Origin of the sequence: Secundilactobacillus oryzae JCM 18671 (genome assembly GCF_000740055.1) — a bacterium.
Lineage (GTDB): Bacteria > Bacillota > Bacilli > Lactobacillales > Lactobacillaceae > Secundilactobacillus > Secundilactobacillus oryzae.
Map to the genome: position 1 here is coordinate 1 of NZ_BBJM01000023.1, position 23,521 is coordinate 23,521.

Annotated in this window: 20 protein-coding genes, 1 pseudogene and 1 riboswitch; of the genes and pseudogenes, 6 read left to right on the forward strand and 15 right to left on the reverse strand. The window is 44.1% G+C overall.

Going from position 1 to position 23,521, the window contains the following annotated elements:
- Nucleotides 1-436: 436 nt before the first annotated feature.
- Nucleotides 437-1,783 carry an amino acid permease gene (locus tag LOSG293_RS06885; RefSeq protein WP_034528522.1) on the forward strand — a complete coding sequence of 449 codons (1,347 nt, stop codon included), beginning with the start codon at nucleotides 437-439 and terminating at the stop codon, nucleotides 1,781-1,783.
- Between the two features lie 104 nt (nucleotides 1,784-1,887).
- Here LOSG293_RS06885 and LOSG293_RS06890 read toward each other — a convergent pair whose 3' ends face one another.
- Nucleotides 1,888-3,738, reverse strand: a complete 1,851-nt coding sequence (locus LOSG293_RS06890; RefSeq protein ID WP_034528524.1) for an FAD/NAD(P)-binding protein — start codon at nucleotides 3,736-3,738, stop codon at nucleotides 1,888-1,890.
- A gap of 217 nt (nucleotides 3,739-3,955) precedes the next feature.
- On the opposite strand from LOSG293_RS06890, the gene LOSG293_RS06895 reads away from it, so the two are divergent.
- On the forward strand, nucleotides 3,956-5,695 hold the full coding sequence (locus tag LOSG293_RS06895) for an ABC transporter ATP-binding protein (RefSeq protein WP_051907247.1): 1,740 nt from the start codon (nucleotides 3,956-3,958) through the stop codon (nucleotides 5,693-5,695).
- A gap of 112 nt (nucleotides 5,696-5,807) precedes the next feature.
- Nucleotides 5,808-6,926, forward strand: coding sequence for an SdiA-regulated/phytase-like domain-containing protein (locus LOSG293_RS06900; RefSeq protein ID WP_051907246.1), 1,119 nt, complete (start codon nucleotides 5,808-5,810; stop codon nucleotides 6,924-6,926).
- Between the two features lie 41 nt (nucleotides 6,927-6,967).
- Here the strand turns inward: LOSG293_RS06900 and tenA are convergent, their stop codons facing one another.
- The 12 genes and pseudogenes from tenA to LOSG293_RS06960 form a co-directional block, all read right to left on the reverse strand.
- A complete protein-coding gene (tenA, locus tag LOSG293_RS06905) occupies nucleotides 6,968-7,633 on the reverse strand; it encodes a thiaminase II (RefSeq protein ID WP_034528528.1) in 666 nt (221 codons plus the stop codon).
- Between the two features lie 60 nt (nucleotides 7,634-7,693).
- A riboswitch (TPP riboswitch) is annotated at nucleotides 7,694-7,789 on the reverse strand.
- A 92-nt stretch (nucleotides 7,790-7,881) separates the two neighbouring features.
- Nucleotides 7,882-10,593, reverse strand: coding sequence for an HAD-IC family P-type ATPase (locus tag LOSG293_RS06910; protein WP_034528529.1), 2,712 nt, complete (start codon nucleotides 10,591-10,593; stop codon nucleotides 7,882-7,884).
- 164 nt (nucleotides 10,594-10,757) lie between these two features.
- Nucleotides 10,758-11,492 (reverse strand): SDR family oxidoreductase, encoded by a 735-nt coding sequence (locus LOSG293_RS06915; protein WP_034528530.1) that lies wholly within the window; start codon nucleotides 11,490-11,492, stop codon nucleotides 10,758-10,760.
- Nucleotides 11,493-12,432: 940 nt separating this feature from the next.
- Nucleotides 12,433-12,690, reverse strand: coding sequence for a hypothetical protein (locus LOSG293_RS06920; protein ID WP_034528531.1), 258 nt, complete (start codon nucleotides 12,688-12,690; stop codon nucleotides 12,433-12,435).
- A gap of 94 nt (nucleotides 12,691-12,784) precedes the next feature.
- A complete protein-coding gene (locus LOSG293_RS06925; protein ID WP_034528532.1) occupies nucleotides 12,785-13,618 on the reverse strand; it encodes a DNA/RNA non-specific endonuclease in 834 nt (277 codons plus the stop codon).
- Between the two features lie 119 nt (nucleotides 13,619-13,737).
- A complete protein-coding gene (locus LOSG293_RS06930) occupies nucleotides 13,738-14,721 on the reverse strand; it encodes an aldo/keto reductase (protein ID WP_034528533.1) in 984 nt (327 codons plus the stop codon).
- Between the two features lie 111 nt (nucleotides 14,722-14,832).
- Nucleotides 14,833-15,498, reverse strand: coding sequence for a phosphatase PAP2 family protein (locus tag LOSG293_RS06935; protein WP_034528534.1), 666 nt, complete (start codon nucleotides 15,496-15,498; stop codon nucleotides 14,833-14,835).
- Nucleotides 15,499-15,500: 2 nt separating this feature from the next.
- A complete protein-coding gene (locus LOSG293_RS06940; RefSeq protein WP_034528535.1) occupies nucleotides 15,501-16,433 on the reverse strand; it encodes a DUF4097 family beta strand repeat-containing protein in 933 nt (310 codons plus the stop codon).
- Nucleotides 16,433-17,065 (reverse strand): DUF1700 domain-containing protein, encoded by a 633-nt coding sequence (locus tag LOSG293_RS06945; protein ID WP_034528536.1) that lies wholly within the window; start codon nucleotides 17,063-17,065, stop codon nucleotides 16,433-16,435. Before LOSG293_RS06945 ends, LOSG293_RS06940 begins: the two co-directional genes overlap by 1 nt.
- Nucleotides 17,049-17,378 (reverse strand): PadR family transcriptional regulator, encoded by a 330-nt coding sequence (locus tag LOSG293_RS06950; protein ID WP_034528537.1) that lies wholly within the window; start codon nucleotides 17,376-17,378, stop codon nucleotides 17,049-17,051. The genes LOSG293_RS06945 and LOSG293_RS06950 overlap by 17 nt, the downstream gene beginning before the upstream one ends.
- 135 nt (nucleotides 17,379-17,513) lie before the next feature.
- Nucleotides 17,514-18,263 carry a glucose 1-dehydrogenase gene (locus tag LOSG293_RS06955; RefSeq protein WP_034528539.1) on the reverse strand — a complete coding sequence of 250 codons (750 nt, stop codon included), beginning with the start codon at nucleotides 18,261-18,263 and terminating at the stop codon, nucleotides 17,514-17,516.
- A 116-nt stretch (nucleotides 18,264-18,379) separates the two neighbouring features.
- A pseudogene (locus LOSG293_RS06960) lies at nucleotides 18,380-19,708 on the reverse strand (FAD-dependent oxidoreductase).
- Between the two features lie 146 nt (nucleotides 19,709-19,854).
- Here LOSG293_RS06960 and LOSG293_RS06965 point away from each other — a divergent pair.
- Entirely contained in the window at nucleotides 19,855-20,265 is a 411-nt protein-coding gene (locus LOSG293_RS06965; protein ID WP_034528541.1) for a peptide deformylase, read from the forward strand.
- A gap of 48 nt (nucleotides 20,266-20,313) precedes the next feature.
- On the opposite strand, the gene LOSG293_RS06970 is transcribed toward LOSG293_RS06965, so the two are convergent.
- A complete protein-coding gene (locus LOSG293_RS06970; protein WP_034528544.1) occupies nucleotides 20,314-21,273 on the reverse strand; it encodes a ketopantoate reductase family protein in 960 nt (319 codons plus the stop codon).
- 188 nt (nucleotides 21,274-21,461) lie between these two features.
- On the opposite strand from LOSG293_RS06970, the gene LOSG293_RS06975 reads away from it, so the two are divergent.
- Together LOSG293_RS06975 and LOSG293_RS06980 are read left to right on the forward strand one after the other, a co-directional pair.
- Nucleotides 21,462-21,914: a MarR family winged helix-turn-helix transcriptional regulator gene (locus LOSG293_RS06975; RefSeq protein ID WP_034528547.1), complete on the forward strand. Its 453-nt coding sequence runs from the start codon at nucleotides 21,462-21,464 to the stop codon at nucleotides 21,912-21,914.
- A gap of 14 nt (nucleotides 21,915-21,928) precedes the next feature.
- Nucleotides 21,929-22,648, forward strand: coding sequence for a B3/B4 domain-containing protein (locus LOSG293_RS06980; protein WP_034528549.1), 720 nt, complete (start codon nucleotides 21,929-21,931; stop codon nucleotides 22,646-22,648).
- 206 nt (nucleotides 22,649-22,854) lie between these two features.
- On the opposite strand, the gene LOSG293_RS06985 is transcribed toward LOSG293_RS06980, so the two are convergent.
- Entirely contained in the window at nucleotides 22,855-23,520 is a 666-nt protein-coding gene (locus LOSG293_RS06985) for an ABC transporter ATP-binding protein (protein ID WP_034528551.1), read from the reverse strand.
- Nucleotide 23,521 lies beyond the last annotated feature (1 nt).

The following is a 23,521-nucleotide window of genomic DNA, read 5'->3' on the forward strand; positions in this document are numbered from 1 at the left end:
GATAAAGTAGATGTACCAAAAGTAATCACTCCCTATATTGGTTGGAATTAGCTACTACCATTGTAAGTGATTGCTTTGGGCTTTTTAATTTCTGTTCGGATTAATTATAGAATTTGCCCTCTAAAACAAATCAATTTTTAATTTTTCTCTTGACATTTTCTGAAAACACCACTAAAGTGACAGCATATTAACCGGACGGAACAAATCAGAGAGATCAGTCACCGGCTGCAAGCTGATCAACCCTAAAATGGCGCACCACCCTCATTGTTTGGCCTCATTATCGGCTATAAAGGCAATTAATTTTTTAATTGTGAATTAAGGATGGAACAGCGCAAAAGACGCTCCTAGCAAATATATGCTAGGGGCGTCTTTTTTTATTTTTCCCCAATCCGGCTCATCGCCCATTACTCATTTTATTCAACTCGGAGGTTTTTCTATGGAAGACAAACTTAAACTCTCACGCTCATTAAAGAGCCGTCATATTCAAATGATTGCCATTGGTGGCGCCATTGGTACCGGTCTTTTCCTTGGATCCGGTAGTGCCATTCGAGCTGCCGGTCCCTCAATTATCTTGTCGTACCTCATCGTCGGTATTTTCTGTTTTTTCCTGATGCGGGCCATCGGTGAACTTTTATTATCCGACACCAGCAAGGCTTCATTTATCGATTTCATCAAAGAATATCTCGGCGACCGTGCTGAATTCATTACCGGCTGGACTTACTGGTCATGTTGGATTAGTCTGTCCATGGCCGATTTGACCGCCACTGGAATTTACGTCAAATACTGGTTCCCTAATTTCCCACAATGGCTCACACCATTAATCATTATTTTACTTCTATCACTGATTAATTTAGCGAATGTCGGTCTGTTTGGTGAATTTGAATCTTGGTTCTCACTCATTAAAGTAGCGGCTATTATAGCCCTGATTGCAATCGGGCTTTTCCTTGCATTTGGTCACTTCAAGATTGCCGGATCAACTACTGGTTTTGCGAACCTCGTTAACCACGGTGGCTTCTTCCCAACTGGCATTTCCGGATTTCTACTTTCCTTCCAAATGGTCGTCTTCGCCTTTGTCGGAATCGAAATGGTTGGACTGACTGTTGGGGAAACTTCTAATCCTGAGGAAAACTTACCAAAAGCCATCAACAGCCTACCCATTCGAATCGGATTGTTCTACGTCGGATCGATGATTGCCATTATGAGCGTCTACCCTTGGGATAAAATCACGACTAACGTGAGCCCATTTGTTCAGGTGTTTTCAGGAATTGGAATTGCCGGAGCTGCCGGAATCTTAAACTTCGTGGTCCTAACTGCAGCAATGTCTGCCACCAACAGCGCAATATTTAGTACGAGTCGGACGCTTCACGCCCTCGCTTCCGGTGGTAACGCTCCAAAACGGTTCCGCGAACTCGACAAACGTGCCGTTCCTAGCAAGGCCTTGAACGTTTCTTCCCTCATTCTCTTCGTCATTGTCGTCTTGAACTTTGTGATGCCAGCTCAGATTTTCACCTTAATTTCAGGAGTTTCTACTATTAACTTTGTGTTTGTCTGGGTCGTCTTACTTTGGTGTCATCTCAAATATCGTCAACAACATCGTGATGATCATCCAAGTTTCACGATGCCTGGCTATCCGTTGACTGATTACCTCACATTGATTTTCTTCATCGGAATCCTCATTTACCTATTCTTCGTTCCGGAAACCAGAGTTTCACTCATCATTTCAATCATTTGGTTTATTGCTTTGGCCATCATCTACCAAGTAACTAACCGCAAACGAAACTAAAAAGAAGCACCCCACTTTGACCACTAAAGTGAGGTGCTTCTTTTGATACGGCTTCCATTATACCGTAAAAGTCATTATTTAATGAACTAAAAATAAGTCGTTTTTTATTTTGTTTCAAAAATTTGATCCACAATCCCATCACCCAAACGGAAAGTAACATCGTTCGTGTAAGGACGTGGACTCGCCGTCGTAAACCAGTGCTTGCCTTCAGTCGGCACACCCCAGAAAAATAGGTGTTGATTAGCTTGCCCGTTTACCAACAATTGTTCAGTTTGAACATCCACATCCATCGCACCCGTTCTAAATGATTCCCCATTTGCCAACTTCATTTCGTGCGGTTGAGCTAACTCATCGCGGAGCATTTGTTGAATGAGCGGATTCTGACTTTCCGACACTTTGATAGATGGCAAACGGCCTTCCAAAAGATAAGTTGACTCATGCTTTTGGTCCGGTAAGGTTGCCGACCAGGTTACAAATTTCCCGGTTTCTTCGTCAGTATCAACCACCATTTGTGGACCTAATAGCTGAACCACTCCGGCAGTAATCAAAGCGCGTAATTGCTCGATTCTGATTTCCGGTGGGCCAACCGCCAAATGAGAGTTTTGATAGTTGAACGTGCCCAAGAAATCACGACGATAATCATCTGGACTCAAGAGATTCTGAGTTGCAATCCGGCGATAGACATCACGCGTATCACGGAAAACTTCGAATGAGGACGTCAATGGACCTGTTTTGGTGCCTTTTTTTGCTTCATCAATATCATATTTTAAGAAATCAGCCATGACATCGGACTTGTCGAGATCACTAATATAGTTAGCTGGGTGCATTAATCGATCCCAGTTATAGTAATCTGCTGAATCGATTGCTGATTTGGCGACCGTTTCCTCTGGATTCTGAACAAAATCATGAAGGAACGCGGTGGCATCAATATCTGGATACTTTTCCGCCAATAAATGCTCGTAGTAAACGTATTCGACTTCATGATGCATCATTTGGACAAAAGTGGCCCCGTCTAATTGACCTTCACCGTCATGCTGGTTAAACCAGTCCGTCGTGAAGAAGCGAGATGGTACCAGTTCTCCATCCGTTTTTTGATTCGTGCCTTTAGACCGAAGTGGTACCCCAATCCGAGAACCGGCAATAATCTTGGGCTCTTTGCCTGATGGTTCGTATCGTAAATAACCATCAACATCTCGGGTAAACTTGCCGCCGCGACCAATCGTCAGCATTGCCATTGCATCGATAAAGCTCAAACCTAGTCCTCGAATAATCATCGGTTTTCCAGCTGGCAACTCTTTCAGGGCATATTCTTGAGGTTGCATCGGATAAACGTAAGTCACATCATGATCAAGCGCAAACCGGCGCAACGTCACCTGCTCTGGTGTGGGCTTATTTTCGAAATGTCCCAGTGCCATCACCACATTGTCAGCGGTTAAGGCATAATTACTGGTTTTCACCACGTACTGGTCCGTCCCGACGACCGGCGTCACGGAAAGTGCCTCCTCTTCTACAACTTCCAAGGTGGTACCTTCTGTTAAACGTGTTTGCAGATAATCATAGAACCAGTTGAGATAGACCCCAAACAAGCCTCGTGAAGCGTACTCTGTCGGTTTTAAGGCTTCAATTTCAGCTAAAAATTGTGCCTTCATGGTGAAATTACGTTGCTCAATATAGTCAATCGCCTCGGTTTGAAGCCATTGAAATAAGTTCGGTCCCGCCACAATCGGGCCATCAATCTGAACCTTGTCATCCGTAAAAACGGTGACGTAGTTAGGATTAGTATTCATGATGAGTTCATGCGACTGGTTAGTTTGCCAAACTCGACCACCAATACCAAATGGGTCGACGAGTTTAATATTGAGTTGTTTAAATTTTTTAGTAGCATTTTGGTGCTCAATTAGCCTTTCAGCCGCAACGAGTCCTCTAGGTCCAGCACCAATTAATACGCTGTTCATATTGACTCCCCTATATTATTATAATTACTGATTAGTATATTGGTATTGTGTGATTTTTGCACGTGATTCCCCTTTATCATTACAGAATATGGATAAATGTTTCACGTGAAACGTTGTTGAGCTAATCTCACCCTGTCCAAGTAAGTTCCATGCTATTCTCTACTACTGAGTCTAATTATTTTTGGGAGGGATTAAAGTGCAAAATAAAGAAGTGACCATGCTCAACATGTTTCGGTACGTCTTCTCTTCCGTGCTAAAAAGTCGACTGCTACTGTTCGTTAACGTTTTAGCGCTGATTCTCATTACCGGATTTCAATTCATCATGCCTCAATTCACTCAATACATCATTGATAAAGTGATTCCGCGTGGTGATTATCACTTGCTGACTAGAACGATTGGCCTACTACTTCTGGCCGCAATTATTCTCGGTTTGTTGAACTATTTTTCAACTTACTACATGGGTGTGATGAGCCAAAATGCCATTACCCGCCTACGAAACTCGCTATACAATCACATCATCAATCAAGATACCTATTTTTTCGAATCACGTAAAACCGGGGATTTAATGGTCCGCCTGACCAGTGACATCAACAATCTTCAAAGTTTGATTTCACCAAATATGCTGTCGATGATTGGCAACATGTTCACCTTTGTCGGCGTCCTCATCTTCATCATTTACGTGAACTGGCAAATGGCCTTAGCCGTCAGCCTTACATTTCCGTTGATGTTCGTCATTTATCGCGTTTTTCGAAATCGAATCCGAACCTCATTTATGAACGCCCGAGCCGCACAATCGAAAATGTCGAATCAGATGCAAAACACGCTGACTCGAATCGATTTGATTAAAGGGTACACCGCTGAAGAAACTGAGGAACAACGCTTTAGCGAGTATGCCAATGAGAATCGGGATTACACCATCAGTGCCACTTGGAACCAGGCCGTCTTTGGACCGCTGATTGATTTCGTCAATTACTTAGGAACCAGCATTATTCTCGCGTTAGGGGCCTACTTTGTGATTAAACATCAGTTGACGATTGGGCAACTCGTTGCCTACCTCAGCTACGTTGCACTGCTACAAAATCCAATCCAGTCCTTTACTCGACTTCTCAATCAACTGCAACAATCACTCGTTTCCTATGGGCGAATTACGGATATTTTGAAAGTTCAACCCGTGATTATCAATGCGCCAACTGCGGTGCCATTTCCAGAGTTCAAAGAACAATTGGCTTTTGACCACGTCAGTTTCACCTATCCCGTGAAATCGGAAGAGGAAAAGCATCTAGTCGCTATCAACGATGTCAGTTTCACGATTCCTCACAGTAATACGGTTGCACTGGTGGGCCATTCTGGTGCCGGTAAATCAACCATCGTGAAATTAATTGATCGGCTGTACGATATCGACTCCGGCAAAATTACTATTGACGGCATTAACCTGCGCGACATCGAGTTAAGCAGTTTACGGCAGCATATCGCCATTGTGTCGCAAGACGTAGATTTGGTGGATGGTACCATTAAGGAAAATATGATGTACGGCACGGCGAACGCAACCGATGCGGATATTGCCAGAGTTGCCGAACTCGCTGATATCGCCACATTCGTTTCCTCGCTGCCGGATGGCTACGACACTCAAGTAGGTGAACGGGGTATGCGCCTTTCCGGTGGACAAAAGCAGCGAATTGCTATCGCCCGGGCGTTACTAAAGGATGCACCCATCATCATTCTCGACGAGGCCACTTCCGCACTGGATAATGAATCTGAAAAAGCGATTCAACACGCAATGGACCATTTGATTGAGGATCGTACCTCACTCGTCATTGCCCATCGGCTTTCAACTGTTCATAATGCAGATACGATTTTGGCAATGGACCACGGTACCATCATTGAAAGTGGTACCCACGAAGAGCTGATGCAACGAAACGGTTATTACCGCCAGTTGTATGATGCGCAATTTGAATGATCTGTTAGCGCTCCCACAAATTTTTGTGGGAGCGTTATTTTTGCTGAACATCAATTTTCGTTATTGTATAATAATGATGAGTTACACACTTATCTTATTTGGGGGAGTCATCATGAAATTATTTCGAGGAATTACCACCGCATTAATTGCGCTTGTTTCATTGTCAGCAGTTTCAACATCTGCGCAAGCATCGACCTATACACAGAAGTCTCACGCTTTGTCACCATATACGGCCAGCAAGTGGAAGACCGTAGCAAACGCAAATAACTATGTTACCAAGCCTAGCTACGTTGCCAATCCATATAATTACTTTCAGACTAGCGCTACTCAGTTGACGTACGCTCGTGGAAATCAACGTGCCAGTTTCAAAACTAATATTTTCTTGCCAGCAGTCCTGCATAGCAATAGCCCTGCAGACTGGGGTAATCCACAAAGTATCGCGTTAACTTCTGGCGGTGGCACTGCCTATGTGATGTATGCAGCAGCTAGCAACGCAAAAACCGGCTGGGTTGCTAAATATAATCTTTCAAAATTACGCAACACTTATAAAGTGTCTTCATCCAGAATGGATCTATTGCGGCACGCTTTTTACGTCCTAATGCAAGGTGGCGACACTAGCGAATATAAAGCTGTCCGTAAGTGCGTTACTTACGGCTCACGATTCACTACGGGACACGGTCAGTCTCTTGCGATGAATCCTAAGAACGGCCAACTCTGGTTTGTCCAAAATCCTGGCACAAGTGGTGGCACCGCTACCGTTCAGCGCCTTTCAAAAACTACTTTACGACCATACCAAACTGTTAAATTCAAGCCCCGCAGTTCCGATGGTCACAAAGTTACGATGGGATCAAACCTAACCTTTGATAAGGCCGGGCATGCCTACTTTAGTAGCTTCGTCGCTGGTTCTAAAAAACTGAAAATTTACAAGGGAACTATTAGTTCTAAGCACGTCAAGTTTGCACTAGTGATGCAAGGATTGAAATACCGACCTGGTACAGTTAATCAATCGATTAGTTACAACAGCCACAGTAACCGTCTTTACTTCATTAGTGATGAATCAATTTCATCCGTACCAGTTAGCAAGTTGGGTAAATTAAAGCCAAGTGATGTGAAAGCCACAGCATTTAACGGTCACCGTGAGTTTGAAGGATTAGCCTTCACAAGCTCAGGCACACCATACCTGTTACTCAACCGGAGTGCCGAAATCATGAAGGGTTCCGGCATTCAATAAAATTTATCTAAAAAGCCAATCGCAACTGCGATTGGCTTGTTTTATGCTTCCCATTTTTCTTGATCTAACGCCATTTGCCAAAAATCCAGCTCATAAGCACTACTTCGTAAAAACGTTGCCGTCATCGCTTCTCGTTCTGAATCACTCACTCGTTCAGCCGTTTGGTTAGTTAGCTCAATCATTTGGTCCACACTATCCGTGTAATCATCACTGTCGTACGTTTCAATCCAGCGCTGATAAAGCGAATCCGGAGATCCCTGGCTAATAAGCTGTTTACCAATTTCGTTGTATAACCAGTAACACGGCAACAAACCAGCCACTGCCCGTTCAGGGGTTCCTCGGTAAAGCGCGGCATACATATGATTCACGTAGTTATACGCAGTTGGTGCAATTGGCGTAGTTTTGATTTCTTGCGCTGAAATGTTCAACGTCTTAAAGAATCCCTCACGTACTGCCATTTCGCCGTCCTTTAATCCTTGTGCGCCCGCCAAGAGAAATCTTTTTCCTTTTGCGTCCGCTAACTGATTGGCGATTTGCTCATGAAGTTCTCCAAATTCACTCAAATAGTACCGGTCTTGGAGCAAATAAAATCGGAAAACTGACTTAGGCAGCGTCCCGCCGCTAATTTGTTGAATAAAAGGGTGTTCAAAACTTTGTTGCCAAAGTGGCGTTGCTAACTCGTGAATCTGATCCGTAAATGCCATCATTTATTCCTCCATCAAGCGCAAAAAAGCCGACCATAAAAATCCCCACGGTCAGCCAGCTAATATCGGTTTCGTTAACTTTCCTACGCGAGGGTTAGCTCACAGGTTCAAAGGGTTCGGCGGTAGCCGTCTCAGCAAATTGCGCCCCTAGTTAATTAAATTTAATTAACTTAAGTATACCAGAAGTGTCCGGCAAAATAAAAAGCAATCCCAGAAGATAAATCTTCCAGAATTGCTTTAATGTCCTAATCTTACGCCATTTTAGTTTTACGTTTATGATTAATCATAATGCGAATGACCTTATCTAATTCCGTCACAAGTAACGTTACGAATCCGGCCGCTGCAGCAATTCCCCATTGCTCAAGGGTCATGTTGCCGGTCTTAAAGACGCCCTGCATAAATGGTAGGTACACAAGAAGCAATTGGAGCACAATCAGCAACCCGATTGTAGCGAACGCCATTGGGTTGGTGAAGAAGTGGCGACCAAAAGCCAAGTGCGGTGTCCGAATATTGAAGAGGTAGAAAATCTTCCCCATAATGATTACGTTCACCGTAATCGTACTTGCCACGATGTGTGAGACACCACTAGAAGTCAACCAGTCGAACGCCCAGAGTCCCATTGCGGCAATTAAAATGGATACATACGTTAACTGGAAAACGTCCCGCTTATTAAGCAATGACGTCCCAGTCTTTCGAGGTGGCCGTTGCATAATCCCCTCTTCTTCTGGTTCGAAGATAAAGGCAAACTGGATGGTGATGGCCGAAACCATGTTAATCCAGAGCAACTGAGTTGGAACCAATGGTAGGGCCTGTTGCATCAAAATACTAAACGCCACGATTAATCCTTCGGCGAAACTGGTTGGTAACAGGAAGACAATCGTCTTCTTGATGTTAGCGTACAGACGACGACCCTCACGAATCGCCTTTGTCATTGTCGTGAAGTTATCGTCAACCAAAATCATATCGGCGGCATCCTTCGCAACGTCGGTTCCCTTGATACCCATGGAAACCCCAATGTCAGCCTTCTTCAAAGCGGGCGCATCGTTGACACCATCCCCGGTCATCGCCGTAATCTTACCATTCTTTTGATAAGCATCAATGATGGCGAGCTTGTTCCGTGGCGTGGTTCTCGCAAACACATTATAGTGACCGATGTTTGCCTTCAATTCCTCTGGTGACATCTTGTCCAATTCAGCACCGGTAATTGTGTTAATCCGGTCGGCCAAACCAAGTTGGCGACCAATCGCCGCAGCGGTATCTGGGTGATCACCCGTAATCATTTTAACTTCGACACCAGCCGTGTGCATTTCCTTCAAGGCTGAGATGACTTCCTCACGAGGTGGGTCGATAATCCCAACAATTCCGAGGAAATCAACCCCTTGACGAAGGGTCTCATGGGTCACTTCATCGACATCAGAGTCAACGAGTTTGTGACCAACCGCCACCACACGTTTACCTTGGTGAGTCAACTCAGCAATAATGTCATCCCACTCTTTGAGGTCAAAAGTAGGGTCGGCGGCCAACGCCATTTGATAAAGCTTATCGGGTGCACCCTTGATGAAGACCTCGTGTTGTCCATCAGCATCTTCGTCCAAACGGGCAATATAACGATAATCCGAGTCAAACGGAATTCGGTCTAACTCAGTCAATTCGGGTTGATCAGGACCAAATCCTTTATGATACAACGTTAAGAAGGCCCCATCGGTTGGCTCACCGTTAATAATCCATTGGCCATCTTCTTGTTGGAGCATCGTATCATTGGCTTCAAATCCAGCAACTAAAAGCTTTTGCAACGTTGAATCTTCAGCAATCTTAACGGCTTCCTGGTTCAATAAAATCTGACCTTCAGGTGCATACCCAGTTCCAGTAACCTGGTAACGATGATCGACCGTGATAATATCTTGGGCCGTCATTTCGTTTTTCGTTAGTGTCCCGGTCTTATCGGTTGCAATAACGTCCACTGTTCCCAGTGTTTCTACGGCTGGCAAGGTCTTCACGATAGCATTGTGCTTCGCCATCTTGTTAACACCCATCGCCAAAATAACCGAAGTAGAAGCTGGCAACCCCTCAGGAAGTGAACCGACAACCATAGTCACAACGGCTAAGGCTAAGATTGGCAATGAATAGATGTGGGTCCACCAACCAATTCCAAACAGGATAATCGCGATTGCAATAATAAAGTACGAAATCCACTTACCTAATCCATCTAATTCTTGCATTAATGGTGTTTTAGCTGCCTTAACATCGCTCACGTCAGAAGCGATTTGGCCTAACTCTGTGTCATGTCCGGTTTGGACGACGATTCCTGTGGCACTACCGTTCGTTACGGCTGTACTGGCGTAGGCCATGTTTGTTCGTTCGGCCAACGGTGTTTTATTGTCCGTCAATGGTTCGAACGTTTTCAAAACCGAATCAGCTTCCCCGGTAAGGGCTGATTCTTGAATTCTTAAGTTGTCACCGTCCAGCAATCGTAAATCTGCTGGCACGTTATCGCCGGCTTCGAGGTACACGATATCACCGACCACTAATTGCGAGGCTGGGATATCGGTTCGATTGCCGTCACGAATAACAGTTGCCTCAGTTGACAACAGTGACTTAATTTTTTCCAGCGCATTGCTGGCGTTTACTTCTTGAAAATAACCAATAAAGGCGTTAATGATAACAACCAGGCCAATAACAATGGCATCTGAGTAATGCTGCAATAGCAACGTCATCGCTGCCGCAAAGAGCAAGATGTAAATGATGACATTATTAAATTGGCGCAAAAACATTACCCATTTTGGCGTCACATTTGCCGTTAATTCATTTGGGCCATTCTTCGCTAAGAGTTGCTTGGCAGTTTCCGAGCTTAATCCATTTTCCATATCCGAATTGAAATTCGAAAGTACCTCAGCTTCCTGTTGAACAAAGTAGGTCGCCGGTCCAGGTTTAGAATCGGGTGAATCAATTGATCGTTTATCCATGAAGTAAATCATCCTCCGTATATTATTAGTAGCTTAAGTATATCATAGGGTTTCTTTGCCGAAAAATTATTACGCTTCATTGCAACGTAAAAATAATCTTCATTGCTCATTTTCCACAAAAAAACCGACACTCTGATGGAATGTCGGCTTCTAATGTAGGTAACTTAGTGTTGGCTCGTTGGTCGAATCACAATTTCATTAATTGCGGTATCTGCTGGCGCGTCAACTGCGTACTGCACAGCGGCAGCCACCCGTTCGGCATCAATGGCAAAATCTTCGTATAATTTGTCGACCCGTTTCTTGGTATCAGGATCCGTAATCGTGTCTGGTAACTCGGTTGCCACGGCACCTGGTGAAATAACACTGATTCGAATGTTGCTTTCAGCAAGGGCCTCTTCTTGGCGGAGCCCTTCACTGATAACTCGAACTGCAAACTTAGTCGCACTGTAAACACTCCCACCGGGGTGCACGGCATGACCCGCAACGGATGACGTGTTGATAATGTGACCAGATTTTTGTTCGCGCATGTATGGCAGGGCTGCTGCAATCCCGTACAAGACACCCTTGATATTAACGTCAATCATACGATCCCACTCATCAATTTTATAACGATCCAATGTTGATTGTGGCATCAAACCGGCGTTGTTCATCCAAACATCGATTTTGCCGTAAGTATCCACCGCAAACTTGGCCAAATCAGCAACTTCTTCTCGTTTGGTAACATCGGTAACGTGGTAAACAGCTTGACCACCCGCTGCTTCAATTTTAGCAACCAATTGCTTCAAACGATCTTCCCGACGTGCACTAACAACGACTTGGTTACCGTTATCCGCTAACTTTTTGGCGGTCGCTTCACCAATTCCGCTGGATGCACCTGTAATGACAATGACCTTACTCATAACCAACATCTCCTCAAACTATTTGCCTTTTATTATACCGATTTCATCGATCTAGAGAGACTTGAACGCACAAAAATAGGATTCAAGTCTTCTCTTACTTGAATCCCGTTATGAGGAAATACCCTCGCTGGTCGAAGTGTTACTACTAGAATCTTTAATCACTTAACACCTTCATATTCAATTACACGATGTTCCTATCCTGACCTACCTGCCTTCAATCATCTATGAAGTTAGTTGGTGTGGACTTACCATGCACCCGTTCATGCAGGACTAGCGGTGGTATGAAACATTGTGGAGAAACCTTTAACATAAATCTTAATGGTTACTACCTCCACTGATCGTATCTTTTCATTTTAACTTACAGGTGAATCTATTTGTCGCCTTGATTCTCGTGATGCATTTCGAACTGCTCGCATCTACGCAATCCCAAACTTCTGGACCCTGATTCATGCTTCCTGTTGCCCAGGTCCTTTTCAGCTTTCACTGAAAATCACTCTGACGGATTAGCGTTCAACCAGTGGTTAATCTTTCTGAATCGGTAAAACCTGAAACGTTAAACTTGATTCTGAACCTCAATTTGAGAAGTCGACCATGAGGATTACTACCTTTCCTCAGTTATTAATATAACACCTTATGTAACCGTTTACAACAAAAAGGTTCGATTTTAAATATTACATTTTTGAGGGTCCGAAAACCCTTTCATATCAATACTTTTCCACATCGCCAATTTTATGTGTTATACTGCTCATCAAGGTGCCAAACCTTGCAGATTGAGAAATCTGCGCGCGATTCGTTCGCGCCGCATTTCTATTGAAGTGCTCAGCAACCACACCGACTACAATGTGGTTGCTTTTTTTGTGTCTTTTACGCAAACATACTTTTTATTCATACCTATCCATAGACCTGAAAAACCCCTCAATGTAAGTGATTGAGGGGTTTTTTAATCTTTAAAATCTCTATTCAGTTCATCCATATAAACACCTTCATCAGGATAGATATCTCTATAAGGTTCATTACCCGCACTTCCGGAACTTCCCAAACCGCCGAGTCCCACCATTAACAAGTAAAATAGCCCCGAAACAATGATAATAATACCTGAAAGAATTGCTGACCAGTTAGCGACAATTAAAGCCACTAATTTCAAAAAAAGAAAACCATATCCAATGATCTTAAACCATTTCCAGAAAGTATCACTCATCACTTTCTGCCTCTTTTCGTTTTTTTACTCGCTCAACGACTAGTACTGAGAATTCCTGCTTCAAACTCTTAAATTCTAACGACCAAAAATCTTTCTATTGCTCGTACGTTACCGTCATATTCTTATCCGCTTTACTTCGACCAGTAGCATAATCGAAGGTCACACCCGGCTGAACATTCCAAATATAGGCGTTAAAGTTCACTTTTTTGTCAGTAGATAGGGCTTGAACCCAGTAACCACGCGGCATTAATTCATTACCAGAGTATACCGGTTGAACCCGGTAAATCACCTTTTCATGGCGTTCCAATGCATTACGAACTTGTTCTTCGTAGACTTGCATCGGTTCCTGATTACTAAATGCCGTTTGCGTGGCAAGGTTCTTGGGATTATCACTGCTTCCCTCGGCGCCAGATTCTTGTTTGCCGTCCTCATTCAAATTGAACGTCAGTGTGTAGGCAATCAAGTGACCACGATTTTGTGGGTAAACGCGTTTGCCAGAAACCGTCACCGGTTGGTTGTGCCAGCCTGCCGGCGACCAATTCTGAGCCGGCCGACCTGCCGAACGTCCCAGGTTAGAATGATCAAGGTAGGCGGTCGCCAACCGCGCCCGGTTCAAATGATCCAATTTAGCGTAGTCAATATGATCGTACTTCCAATCCGTCGTCTTCAACTGACTTTGATTGTGGTTCACAATCTTAATTGCCTGCATTCCCGACGCAAACTGCCAATTCGCAATCGTGTCGTAAGATTCCTTAAATGTCGGGCTTTCCTTATAAGTCGATTGCTGCTGACTGGACTCATTTGGATTGATAAGGTCCTTGACTGACTCAGGTGCTACCTTACTGGCGGTTGGCGTTAATACCGCAATTGCCACCAAAATTCCCCACCAAATTAAACTACCCTTTTTCTGTTTCCGTCTTCGTGCCATGGCTCTCTTACCCCTCAATAGTTATAATACATAATTATATCTCAAACAAATGTTCGGGGATAGTCCTCATGATACGAAAAAATCCCGGTGCTCATCGAGTCTACCAGGATTTCATCATCTTATTCTGGGTCGGCCAATGACTTGCCACTGGTCTTATGTTGGAACTTCACAAATGCTTGATCAATTGTTTGGTATTCAGCATCACTCAGGGTAACGTCCATGGCCTTCGCATTAGCTGCAACTTGAGCAGCCTTTTTTGCTCCAGGAATCACGATGCTAATTAGCGGATTCTTGATGTACCAAGCCAAAACCGTTTGAGCGACTGTTGCATCGTGGGCCGCCGCAATTGGCCGAATCTGATTAATAGCCGCTAGTGCATCACTGTAGCGCGGTTCTTGAAAATCAGCAATTTGGCTCCGAATGTCTTCACTTGGGAAATTAACATCGTGGTCATACTTACCCGTTAATAATCCGGAAGCTAGTGGGAAGTATGGCACGAAACTGATGTTGTGGTCCTTTAAGTAAGGCAACATGTCTGCCCCATGGTCTTGATGAAGTAAACTGAATTCATCCTCCACAACGTCAAGGTATCCATCAGCGTTGGCTTCCTTGATTTGAGCCAAGCTAAAGTTGGAAACACCGATTGCGCGAATTTTTCCTTGCTCTCTCAAACGTTGTAAGGCCCCCACTGCTTCGGCCTTTGGTGTGTCGTGATCTGGAAAATGAATGTAGTAAATATCAATGTAGTCAGTGTTGAGCCGCTTCAAGCTGGCTTCGACCTGGGCCGTCAAGAATTCTGGACGGTTATCGATAACCTGTTCCCCCGTCGTAAAATCGTGGGCGCCCTTAGTTGCCAAAGTGATGTCATGACGATCAAAGTCTTTCATCGCTTGACCAACGAGCTCCTCAGAATGGCCGAGACCGTAAACGTATGCGGTATCTAATAATTGGATGCCGCTTTGAAGGCCGGTTTTAACTAGCTCTAGGCCGTCTTCATCCTTTAAATTCGGGAATAAATTATAGCCACCCACCGCATTAGTACCCAAACCAAGTGCAGTTGATGTCACGTCTGTTTTACCAATTTTTACTTCTGTATGTGCCATAAATTCATCACTCCTTAATTTGTGAAAACGGATACAATTCTTAATAATTATAGCATATTTTAAAGTGCACAAAAAAATCAGTCCGGTTTAAATTCGGACTGATTTTTTGAGTTATGCCACCTTGGAATCCTTTAATAGTGGCCATTTTTGCAAGATTGGTATTAATCCAATAGCCAGCCATTCTGCGACTTGAAGCCACGTATAAGCCAGTAACATCGCACCAAATGTGTCGGTAGGAAAATGCGCACTAAGATAAATTCGAGCAATCACAACCAGTAATAACAGCACAATCGTGACAATTCGAATGATAGCACCGATGAGTTGATTTTGAATCAACGGCATCACCAAAATCCAAATCAAGGCAACCACGATAAAGAAACCAAATACGTGACCACTAGGAAAGCTAAAACCATCATCAACTGCCAAATGGTCTACTGGCCGCGCTCGATGGACAAAATCCTTCATTAGCTTAGCAATCACATCACCACCGATTAGAGTACACAGTGCCCAAATGGCAGCAATTCGATAGCGAATCACCCATAAAATCAAAGCTAAGATTAAGGTATAAACAATCGACATGGTCGGGCTTGAAACCGCTGAGATAATCGTCATCAGTTGCGTTTCAACCGTCGTCACGGTTCCTTGAATCATTTGCTGAAAACCACTATCCATTAGGGTTACGATCCCAGAACCGCGAAAGACAGTGATGGTCAGGCCAATCAAGAAAATCAGGCTAATCAAAAAGCGTGGTAGCCTCTGCAAATCCTTAACAATCATATCTAGTAAGTGACCTCCACATCCCCGTTATTCGCCGTCAATCGGTATAGTACCGCATTCTTCTGGTTGCGATTACCGTACGTCTCCCGATCAACGCCATAAATCGTATGGTCACCGGAGTCCACCGTGGCGATAATCGCATTTTTGGACTTTTGATCGATTTGGGCTTCAATATCACCGTTTGCCACCTTGGCAATAAACTCGCCCTTAATGGCTTGGTCACGAAAATTGAGATCGCCGTTATCAACAGTGGCGTTCAATGATTTCCATTTGTTAAATGATAAATCGACATCATTATCGCGATTCAAAATCGTGCTATCCTGATCCTCAAAACGGCTATGACTAATCGTCAAATCGCCAGAAGTTTCGACGGCTAAACCAGGTGCTCGCACATCACTTAATGTGATATCTGAGTAAGTCTTTCGGCTCAAGTTTAGGGCGTTTTTTAGATTAACATGACTTAGCGTAAGGTCACCTGACTGGTAATTATTTTCTGCATCTAACGTCTCAACATCGACATCTTCTAGCGTCAAATCAGCATCGCCATCCGTCGTCACCGTTTTTAGATGCACGTTTTCCGGAATCGTGATTTCGACCTGTGGCTGGCTAAAATCATCGTCAAACATTATGAAACTTGGATAATAGCTGCTATCAATAGTCAATTTGTGGTCCTCAAAATTTACATTGACCTTGGAGCTTTTAGTAGATGAAACAGAAACCTTAGCATCCGTTCCGCGACGAATAAGGACTTCTCGTGACGTTTTCAGTTCAATTTCCTGAACACCTTTGATTTGCTTACTTTGATGAATGTTGGCGTCCACTTTGAGTCCATTTTGCCAGTAAACGGCTTTGAATCCGTTATTGCCGACACCAAATGCGACTAAGAGTAGGCCAATAATAAAGGCACTAACACCCCAGATAAATGTCTTTTTCATTATCTAGCCCCCCTTTCCTCAGCTTTATTTTTGTGCGTAATTTTGCCATAGAGCCAAGTGCTGACGTTTAACGTCCCGCGAATTAGACCCTTAATAATCCAGATTAAAATTGGTAACCCGATGAGGAATAAGCCAATTGTGGCAATTCCCACCCCAAGATAGAAAATCGCCGTCCAAAAGCTTGAGGTTAACAACGTTACTCCGACAAATACTGCCACCACGGTGACAACAACGGCAGCGATAAAGACTACCACGATGGCAAATAAAATTGCCAAAACGGTCACGATGACCCCAAACAGAATCCCGATGACTCCCATTGCTAGTGGAATCGTAATAGGTGTTGAAAGAAGCGCCAAAATAATGAGCCAGATGGTTCTAACTTGGGCTTGCGGCATTTTGCTCGCGCTCCGGGAACTCGTTTTTGATTCTGGTTCCGATAAATTTTTAATTGAGTAGTCCGCTAAAATCTTGCGGGCAAGTTGCTTGCTAGTCCCCAACTCAGTCACACAAGCGTCATAAGAGGTAAATCCCCCATCTTCCAAATACTCCTGATAGAAGTTAATCACCTCATCGCGCTCTACCGCCTCCAACGGTTTCAGATGACTAACTAGTTCTTCAATATATTGATCCATTTGCTTTTTCATCTCCTAACATACTTTCTATTCCGTCCCGAAATTCCTGCCAGTCCCCTTTTATGGTTTGCAGTTGGGCGCGTCCATCCGCCGTAATTTGATAATACCGGCGATTTCGCCCCTGGAAAGGTTCGTCATACGTGGTCAACCAACCATTTTTCTTCAATCGTCTTAATACCGGATATATCGTTGACTCGGAAACGGTGATTGCTGATTGCACCTTCTGAGTGAGCGTGTAGCCGTAATAGTCCTCATGTTCTAGAATGGCTAACACACAACCATCTAGTAACTCGGAGCTAATTTGAATCGCCATTTTATCACCTCTACAATACTATACTACGTATAATATGATTTATCACACATAATAACCTGTCCATTTCTGTCTGTCAATACTTAACGCAAAAAAATAACGTCCTCCATCAAATGGAGAACGCTATGAACATCCTATTTAAGCTCTTACGCCACCGTCGACCGTGAATTCGGCACCGTTTGCGTACTTCGATTCTTCACTACCCAAGTAAACACAAATCTCACCGATGTCCTTTGGTTCGCCAAAGCGACCGACGGGAATGGTTTGGAGAATGGCATCTCGATAGGCTTCCGGAATGATATTGGTGTCGATCCAGCCTGGGTGCACGGAGTTGACTCGGATATCAATCTTGCGTTGAGCTAATGAAAGCGCCACTGCATGAGTCAAAAGACGAGTCCCACCCTTAGTCGCAGAGTAATCGGGGGCCATTGGTAAACCGACGAGACCGGCAACCGAGGAAACGTTGATGATGGAACCATGACCATTGTTCGTTTGCTTCATCGCGTTAATTCCGGCTTTAACACCTAAGAAATTACCCGTTAAATTAACACTCATTGTCTTGTTCCAAGCGTCTAACGGCATTTCTTCAATTGGTTGACCGCCACCACCAATTCCCGCGTTGTTGACTAAAACATCCAATTTACCAAATTTTTCGATGGTTGCATCAACCACTTTTTTCCAGTCAGCTTCAACGGCCACGTCTTGTTGAACAAACAAAGCATTTTCAGCGCCAAAACGTTCAACTGCTTGCTTACCACCCTCAACGTTGTGGTTCGCGGTGATTACAACTTTAGCCCCTTCGCGGACATAGCATTCAGCGATACCAAGACCGATTCCGGCCACGCCACCCGTAATAATTGCCACTTTACCCTTCAAACGATCAGTCATATTGAAAATCTCCCATCAGTTTTGAATTGTGATACATTACACTTCATTCTAACAGGTTTGATAAAAAATAGCCGAAAAAAGACCCTTATCTATCCAGATAAAGATCTTCTTATTACTTATGCAAAAACTTCATTTAGCGCTTCCGTCATCGTTGGGTGACTATAAATTTGATTTCGTAACTCATCAGCAGAAATTTGATGTAGCATTACCGTCGTGATGAGGTTAATGGTTTCGTAGGATTCTTCAGCGTAGATGGTCATCCCAATAATGGTATGATCCTTCGCATCCAAAATCGCCTTGTACATTCCACGAGGATCACCGATAACCTGTGACTTAGGAATACCAGCCACCGGTAACTTCTTCACGATGTAGTCCAACCCTTTTGCCTTAGCTTGAGCTTCGGTTAATCCAACTGAAGCAATGGCTGGTTTGAGAAATATCGTGACTGGAAAAACAGGCCGGTTATCCAATGTCCGCGTTTGGTCACCATAGAATTGGTTCTCCAAAATACGCCAGTCATCTAATGAAATATAGGTGAACTGTGGCCCGCCATTAACGTCACCTAGCGCCCAAATATTGGGGACAGACGTTTCAAGCTTATTGTTAACCACAATGTTGCCACGTTCACCAATCTTGATGTCGGTGCGTTCCAAGTGGAGGTCATCCGTATTCGCACGGCGGCCAGTAGCGACTAGTAAAGCATCAACCTCAAGCACATGGTTGGCGCCATCTTGAGTATAGGTCAGTTTGACACCGTCAGCCGTATCTTCAATCTGATTTAGATTAGCATTTAATTCAAACTGAATGCCATCGGCTTTAAGATCTGCAGTCGCCATTTCGGCAACTTCTGGTTCATTATGAGTCAAAAGAGCCGAATTAGGTGAAATGACGGTTACTTCACTGCCAAATTGTGCGTACATTGAAGCAAATTCCAACCCAATTGGCCCACTACCGAGGACAGCTAGTCGCTTGGTCTTATCGCTTTTATCCAGCAATTCACGAGAAGCGTAAACGTGCTTGCTTTCCTTTAAGCCCTTGATATCTGGCATGATTGGCGTTAATCCCGTATTAATGAAAATTCGGTCGGCTGTTAACTGTTCGACACCTGAATCATCTGTGACTTCAATGGTCTGATTATCGATAAAAGTGGCATCCGCATCAAGAACCGTTGCCGTTGGCTAATCTGCCACCTTGTGATAGTTCTTATTGCGCAACATGCTCGTCATCTTATTTTTAATATCGAACGCTTCCTCATACGAAACGCCCTTTTGCGAATTAATAATCATGTTTTTAGTAGGTAAACAAGCGACGTTGATGCAGGTACCCCCGTACATCATCGCATACTTTTCAATCACCAGAACTTCTTCGTTATGTGCTGCCATTGTTGCTGCTAGCGTCTTACCTGCCTTACCGAAGCCAATGATAATATTATCGTAGTGCTTCATTTGTGGTCACTCCTTCACTCAATCTAAACTTCCTAAAATAGTGTACACCCGGCCTAAACTTTCTTTTAACAAAACGACTCACGGAGACTTGCCACCACTCGACTCTCACCCTATAATAAACAAATACGTGAAAATAGGAGAAACCCATGATTAAACAAATTAACGAAAACATCGCAACGCTATCCAAAAAAGCCGAACCCGCAACTGCTGCTGACGATCAAGTCGTGACTGATTTGCAAGATACGCTCCGGGAAAACTCGTACCGAGGCGTCGGTCTGGCTGCTAATATGATTAACGTCAATAAGGCTATCATTGTCGTCCAAATGGGCCCAATGGAGTTTCCAATGCTAAATCCAATCATTACTAAAAAATCTGGTCCTTACGAAGCTGAAGAAGGTTGCTTGTCACTAAGAGGCAAACGATCAACCACTCGCTACCAAAGCATCACCGTTCAATACGATGATCGCAACTTTAAAAAACACACGGATACTTTTACCGGTTACGTTGCACAAATTATTCAACACGAAGTCGATCACACGAATGGCATTCTCATTTAGCGCCAAATAAAGACACCAGCGATTAAAAACGCTGGTGTCTTTTTTTGTCTATGTTTTCTTATACTTTCTCATCGCTTCTGCCAAATGGACTTCATGTGTCACAAACTCATGCGTCCGACACGTGTAATCATGCTCGCGTCCTAATTTGGCAATGTAGCCGTTGATGTAGTCAACCTCGGTTGGGCGACCATTCGAAAAGTCTTGGTACATTGATGGGTAGTGGAATGGATTGGCCACACGACTCACGTAATCCACAGATTCTACCTCTTCCGCCCGAGTTTCAACCAACTGGATGCCAGCCCGTTCGCAAGCATCAAAGGATTCGTTCATCAACTGCCAAGTCATTTCCTTAGCTCCTGGATATTCGATAAACTGGCCCATTTGAATTTCAAACATGGTACAAAGCGTATTCACCACCGCGTTGAAAACTACCTTACTCATGAGCGTACCCATAAATTTTTCGGTTACAACCGGACCCGTACCAGCCTCTTCAAAATCTTTGACGATCGCCAATGTGCGTTCATCATTCTTTTCGGTTTTGTTAACCATATGGGTGACACCAGTGCGAGGTTTGCCCATAAAATCGACATCGCCAGGGCCGTTTAGCACCGTCGCCACCATGGCTGTCCCACCGATAATGCGCTCATCCGAAAAGTATTTACTAATTTTTTCAATATGCCCCATACCGTTCATCGCGGTGAACACCACTTGATGGTCTTTAAACAAGTGGGCGCACCGCTTCAGCATATCTGCCAGCTGCATTTGTTTCACGAAGATAATCCACACATCTGGATCACCTTGATAGTCTTCTGGGTAGTCAATGTTGATTGGGACGAGATGCTTATCCTCGTGATCACGGGAAACGAATACGCCACCCTGTTCCTTAATTTTTTCGACATTTGGTTCCCAGGTGTCAACGAAATCAACCTCGTTATCTGTTCGCTCCTGCATCAAAACGCCATATCGCAAGCCCATTGCGCCTGCCCCAATTACTGTGTATTTCGTCATATTAACCACGATCCTTTATCTATGTATTATTAAAATTAAATTTTGTCTCATATGTTTATAATTATATTTTAATGTTTATATTCTAAAGGTGTTTCACTAGCCTGTCAACGCGAATTCAATTTCAATTTTTGTTGCAAATACAACATTAATGTTTTAAACTAGATTTTATTCAAAGAGGAGGCAACGTTATGGCTAATATTCTTCGCTCCATCGGCGTCATTGCGCGAGCGCTGGATTCCATCGCCAACATCGAATTCAAGCAATACGACCTCACCCGCGGCCAGTACCTGTATCTGGTCCGAATTTGCGAGAATCCGGGCATCATTCAGGAACGACTAGCAGAAATGATCCGAGTAGATCGCACCACGGCCGCTCGTGCTATTCAGCGCCTCGCTGAAAATGACTTTATTGAGCGTCGGTTTGATGAACAAAATCATAAAACCAAGCATCTCTACCCAACCGTTAAAGGGACTGAGACCAACGAGATTATCAAACGGGAAAACGTCTACTCCACCGAAGTTGCGCTAAAGGGCTTCGATGCGGATGAGCGCCAAACCGCTGAAGCTTTACTCGATCGGATTGCCACCAACATTGACGCCGATTGGAATGCCGTCAAAAAAGGCCAAAAAAGAAATTACTAAAGGAGATTTTCATCATGGCAAAAAAAGTTATCATTGATCCAGAATTTTGGGACTTATTTCCAGAAGCTAACATCGATATTGTTTTCGCAAAGGGAATCGACAACCATGTCGACGAAAGTAAGGACCCCCACTTCCAACAAATCCTTTCCGCTGCGGAAGCCGAAACGGAACCCTATATCGAAGTTGAACCGTTCAGAAATAACCCCGTGATTGCTGAATGGCGGGACGCATTTACTAAGTTTAAGACGAAAAAAGGCGCCCGTTCTTCTATTGAAGCATTGCTCAAACGGGTGAGCCAAGGCCACCAATTTACGCCAATCAACCCACTCGTGGATATCTATAACAGTATTTCTTTGAAGTTCGCAGTTCCCGCCGGTGGTGAGACGATTGCCAAGATCGACGGTGACCTACACCTCGGTGTGGCCAAGGGCGGCGAGGGCTTCCGACCATTGGGTGCCGAAGAAGATGCGCCTGCCCTGGAAGGCGAAGTCATCTACTACGACAACACCGGTGCCGTTTGCCGTTGTTTTAACTGGCGTGAAGCCCAACGCACGATGCTGACAGAAGAGACGACTGAAGCCGTCTTAGTGGTTGAATCTATCAACGAAAATCAAGCCGCTCGTGCCAAAGAAGGTATCGCAGAATTGAAGCAATTAATCGATTCAGAGTTCGGTGCTACAACCGAAATTGTTCACCTATCGAAAGACAATCAACAGGCAGAATGGCCTTACTAAATTTTAAAATTCCAAAGAAGAAGCTGAGCCCAAAAAATAATTTTGGGCTCAGCTTCTTTTAACCGAACTATTTTCCTAATTGTGCTCCAGAAGTCAGTTCCCTCCGCCTAACTACGATTAACGAACAATTCCAAAAACGAATTATTCGCCAATCTAGGTTAGTGCTCAGAAACTGCCCGACTTCTGTCACAACTTTTTCGTTACCACTATTTTTTTCGTAATTTACCATCTTCAATGACGTAAATCGCATCACTCCACTGCGTCATCCGCTCATCATGTGTCACCATCACAATGGCTTTTTTCGCCTCATGAGCTTCGTGTGCCAGAATCTGCACCACTTCAAACGCATGACTAGAATCTAAACTAGCAGTAGGTTCATCTGCCAAAATTAAACTTGGATCATGAGTTAACGCCCGAGCGATGGAAACCCGTTGCCGCTCCCCACCGGATAGTTCTTTCGGAAACTTGTCGCGTAACTCCCAGATATCAAGTGATTTTAATAACTCAGTTGACCGTTCCTGCAGTGACTGATGAGATAGTTTTTCGACCAGGGTAAACTGCTCCTTAACCTTCAAAAACGGAATTAAGTTTGAGGTTTGTAAAATGAACCCTACCATCTCAAATCGTAACTGCGTGAGCTGTCCAGCACTGAGTTGGTTCAAATTATTTCCATCAATTTGAATCTCACCCGTTGTAGGACTTTGGAGTCCCCCGGCAATCGTCAGAAATGTGCTTTTCCCGGAACCTGAGGGCCCAATTACACTCACAAATTCGCCCTCATTCACGCTAAAGTTGATGTCCGTCAGTGCATCTACTTCCGTGTGTCCAGAACCGAACTTCTTATTGATGTGTTTCATATCCAATGTCGCCATG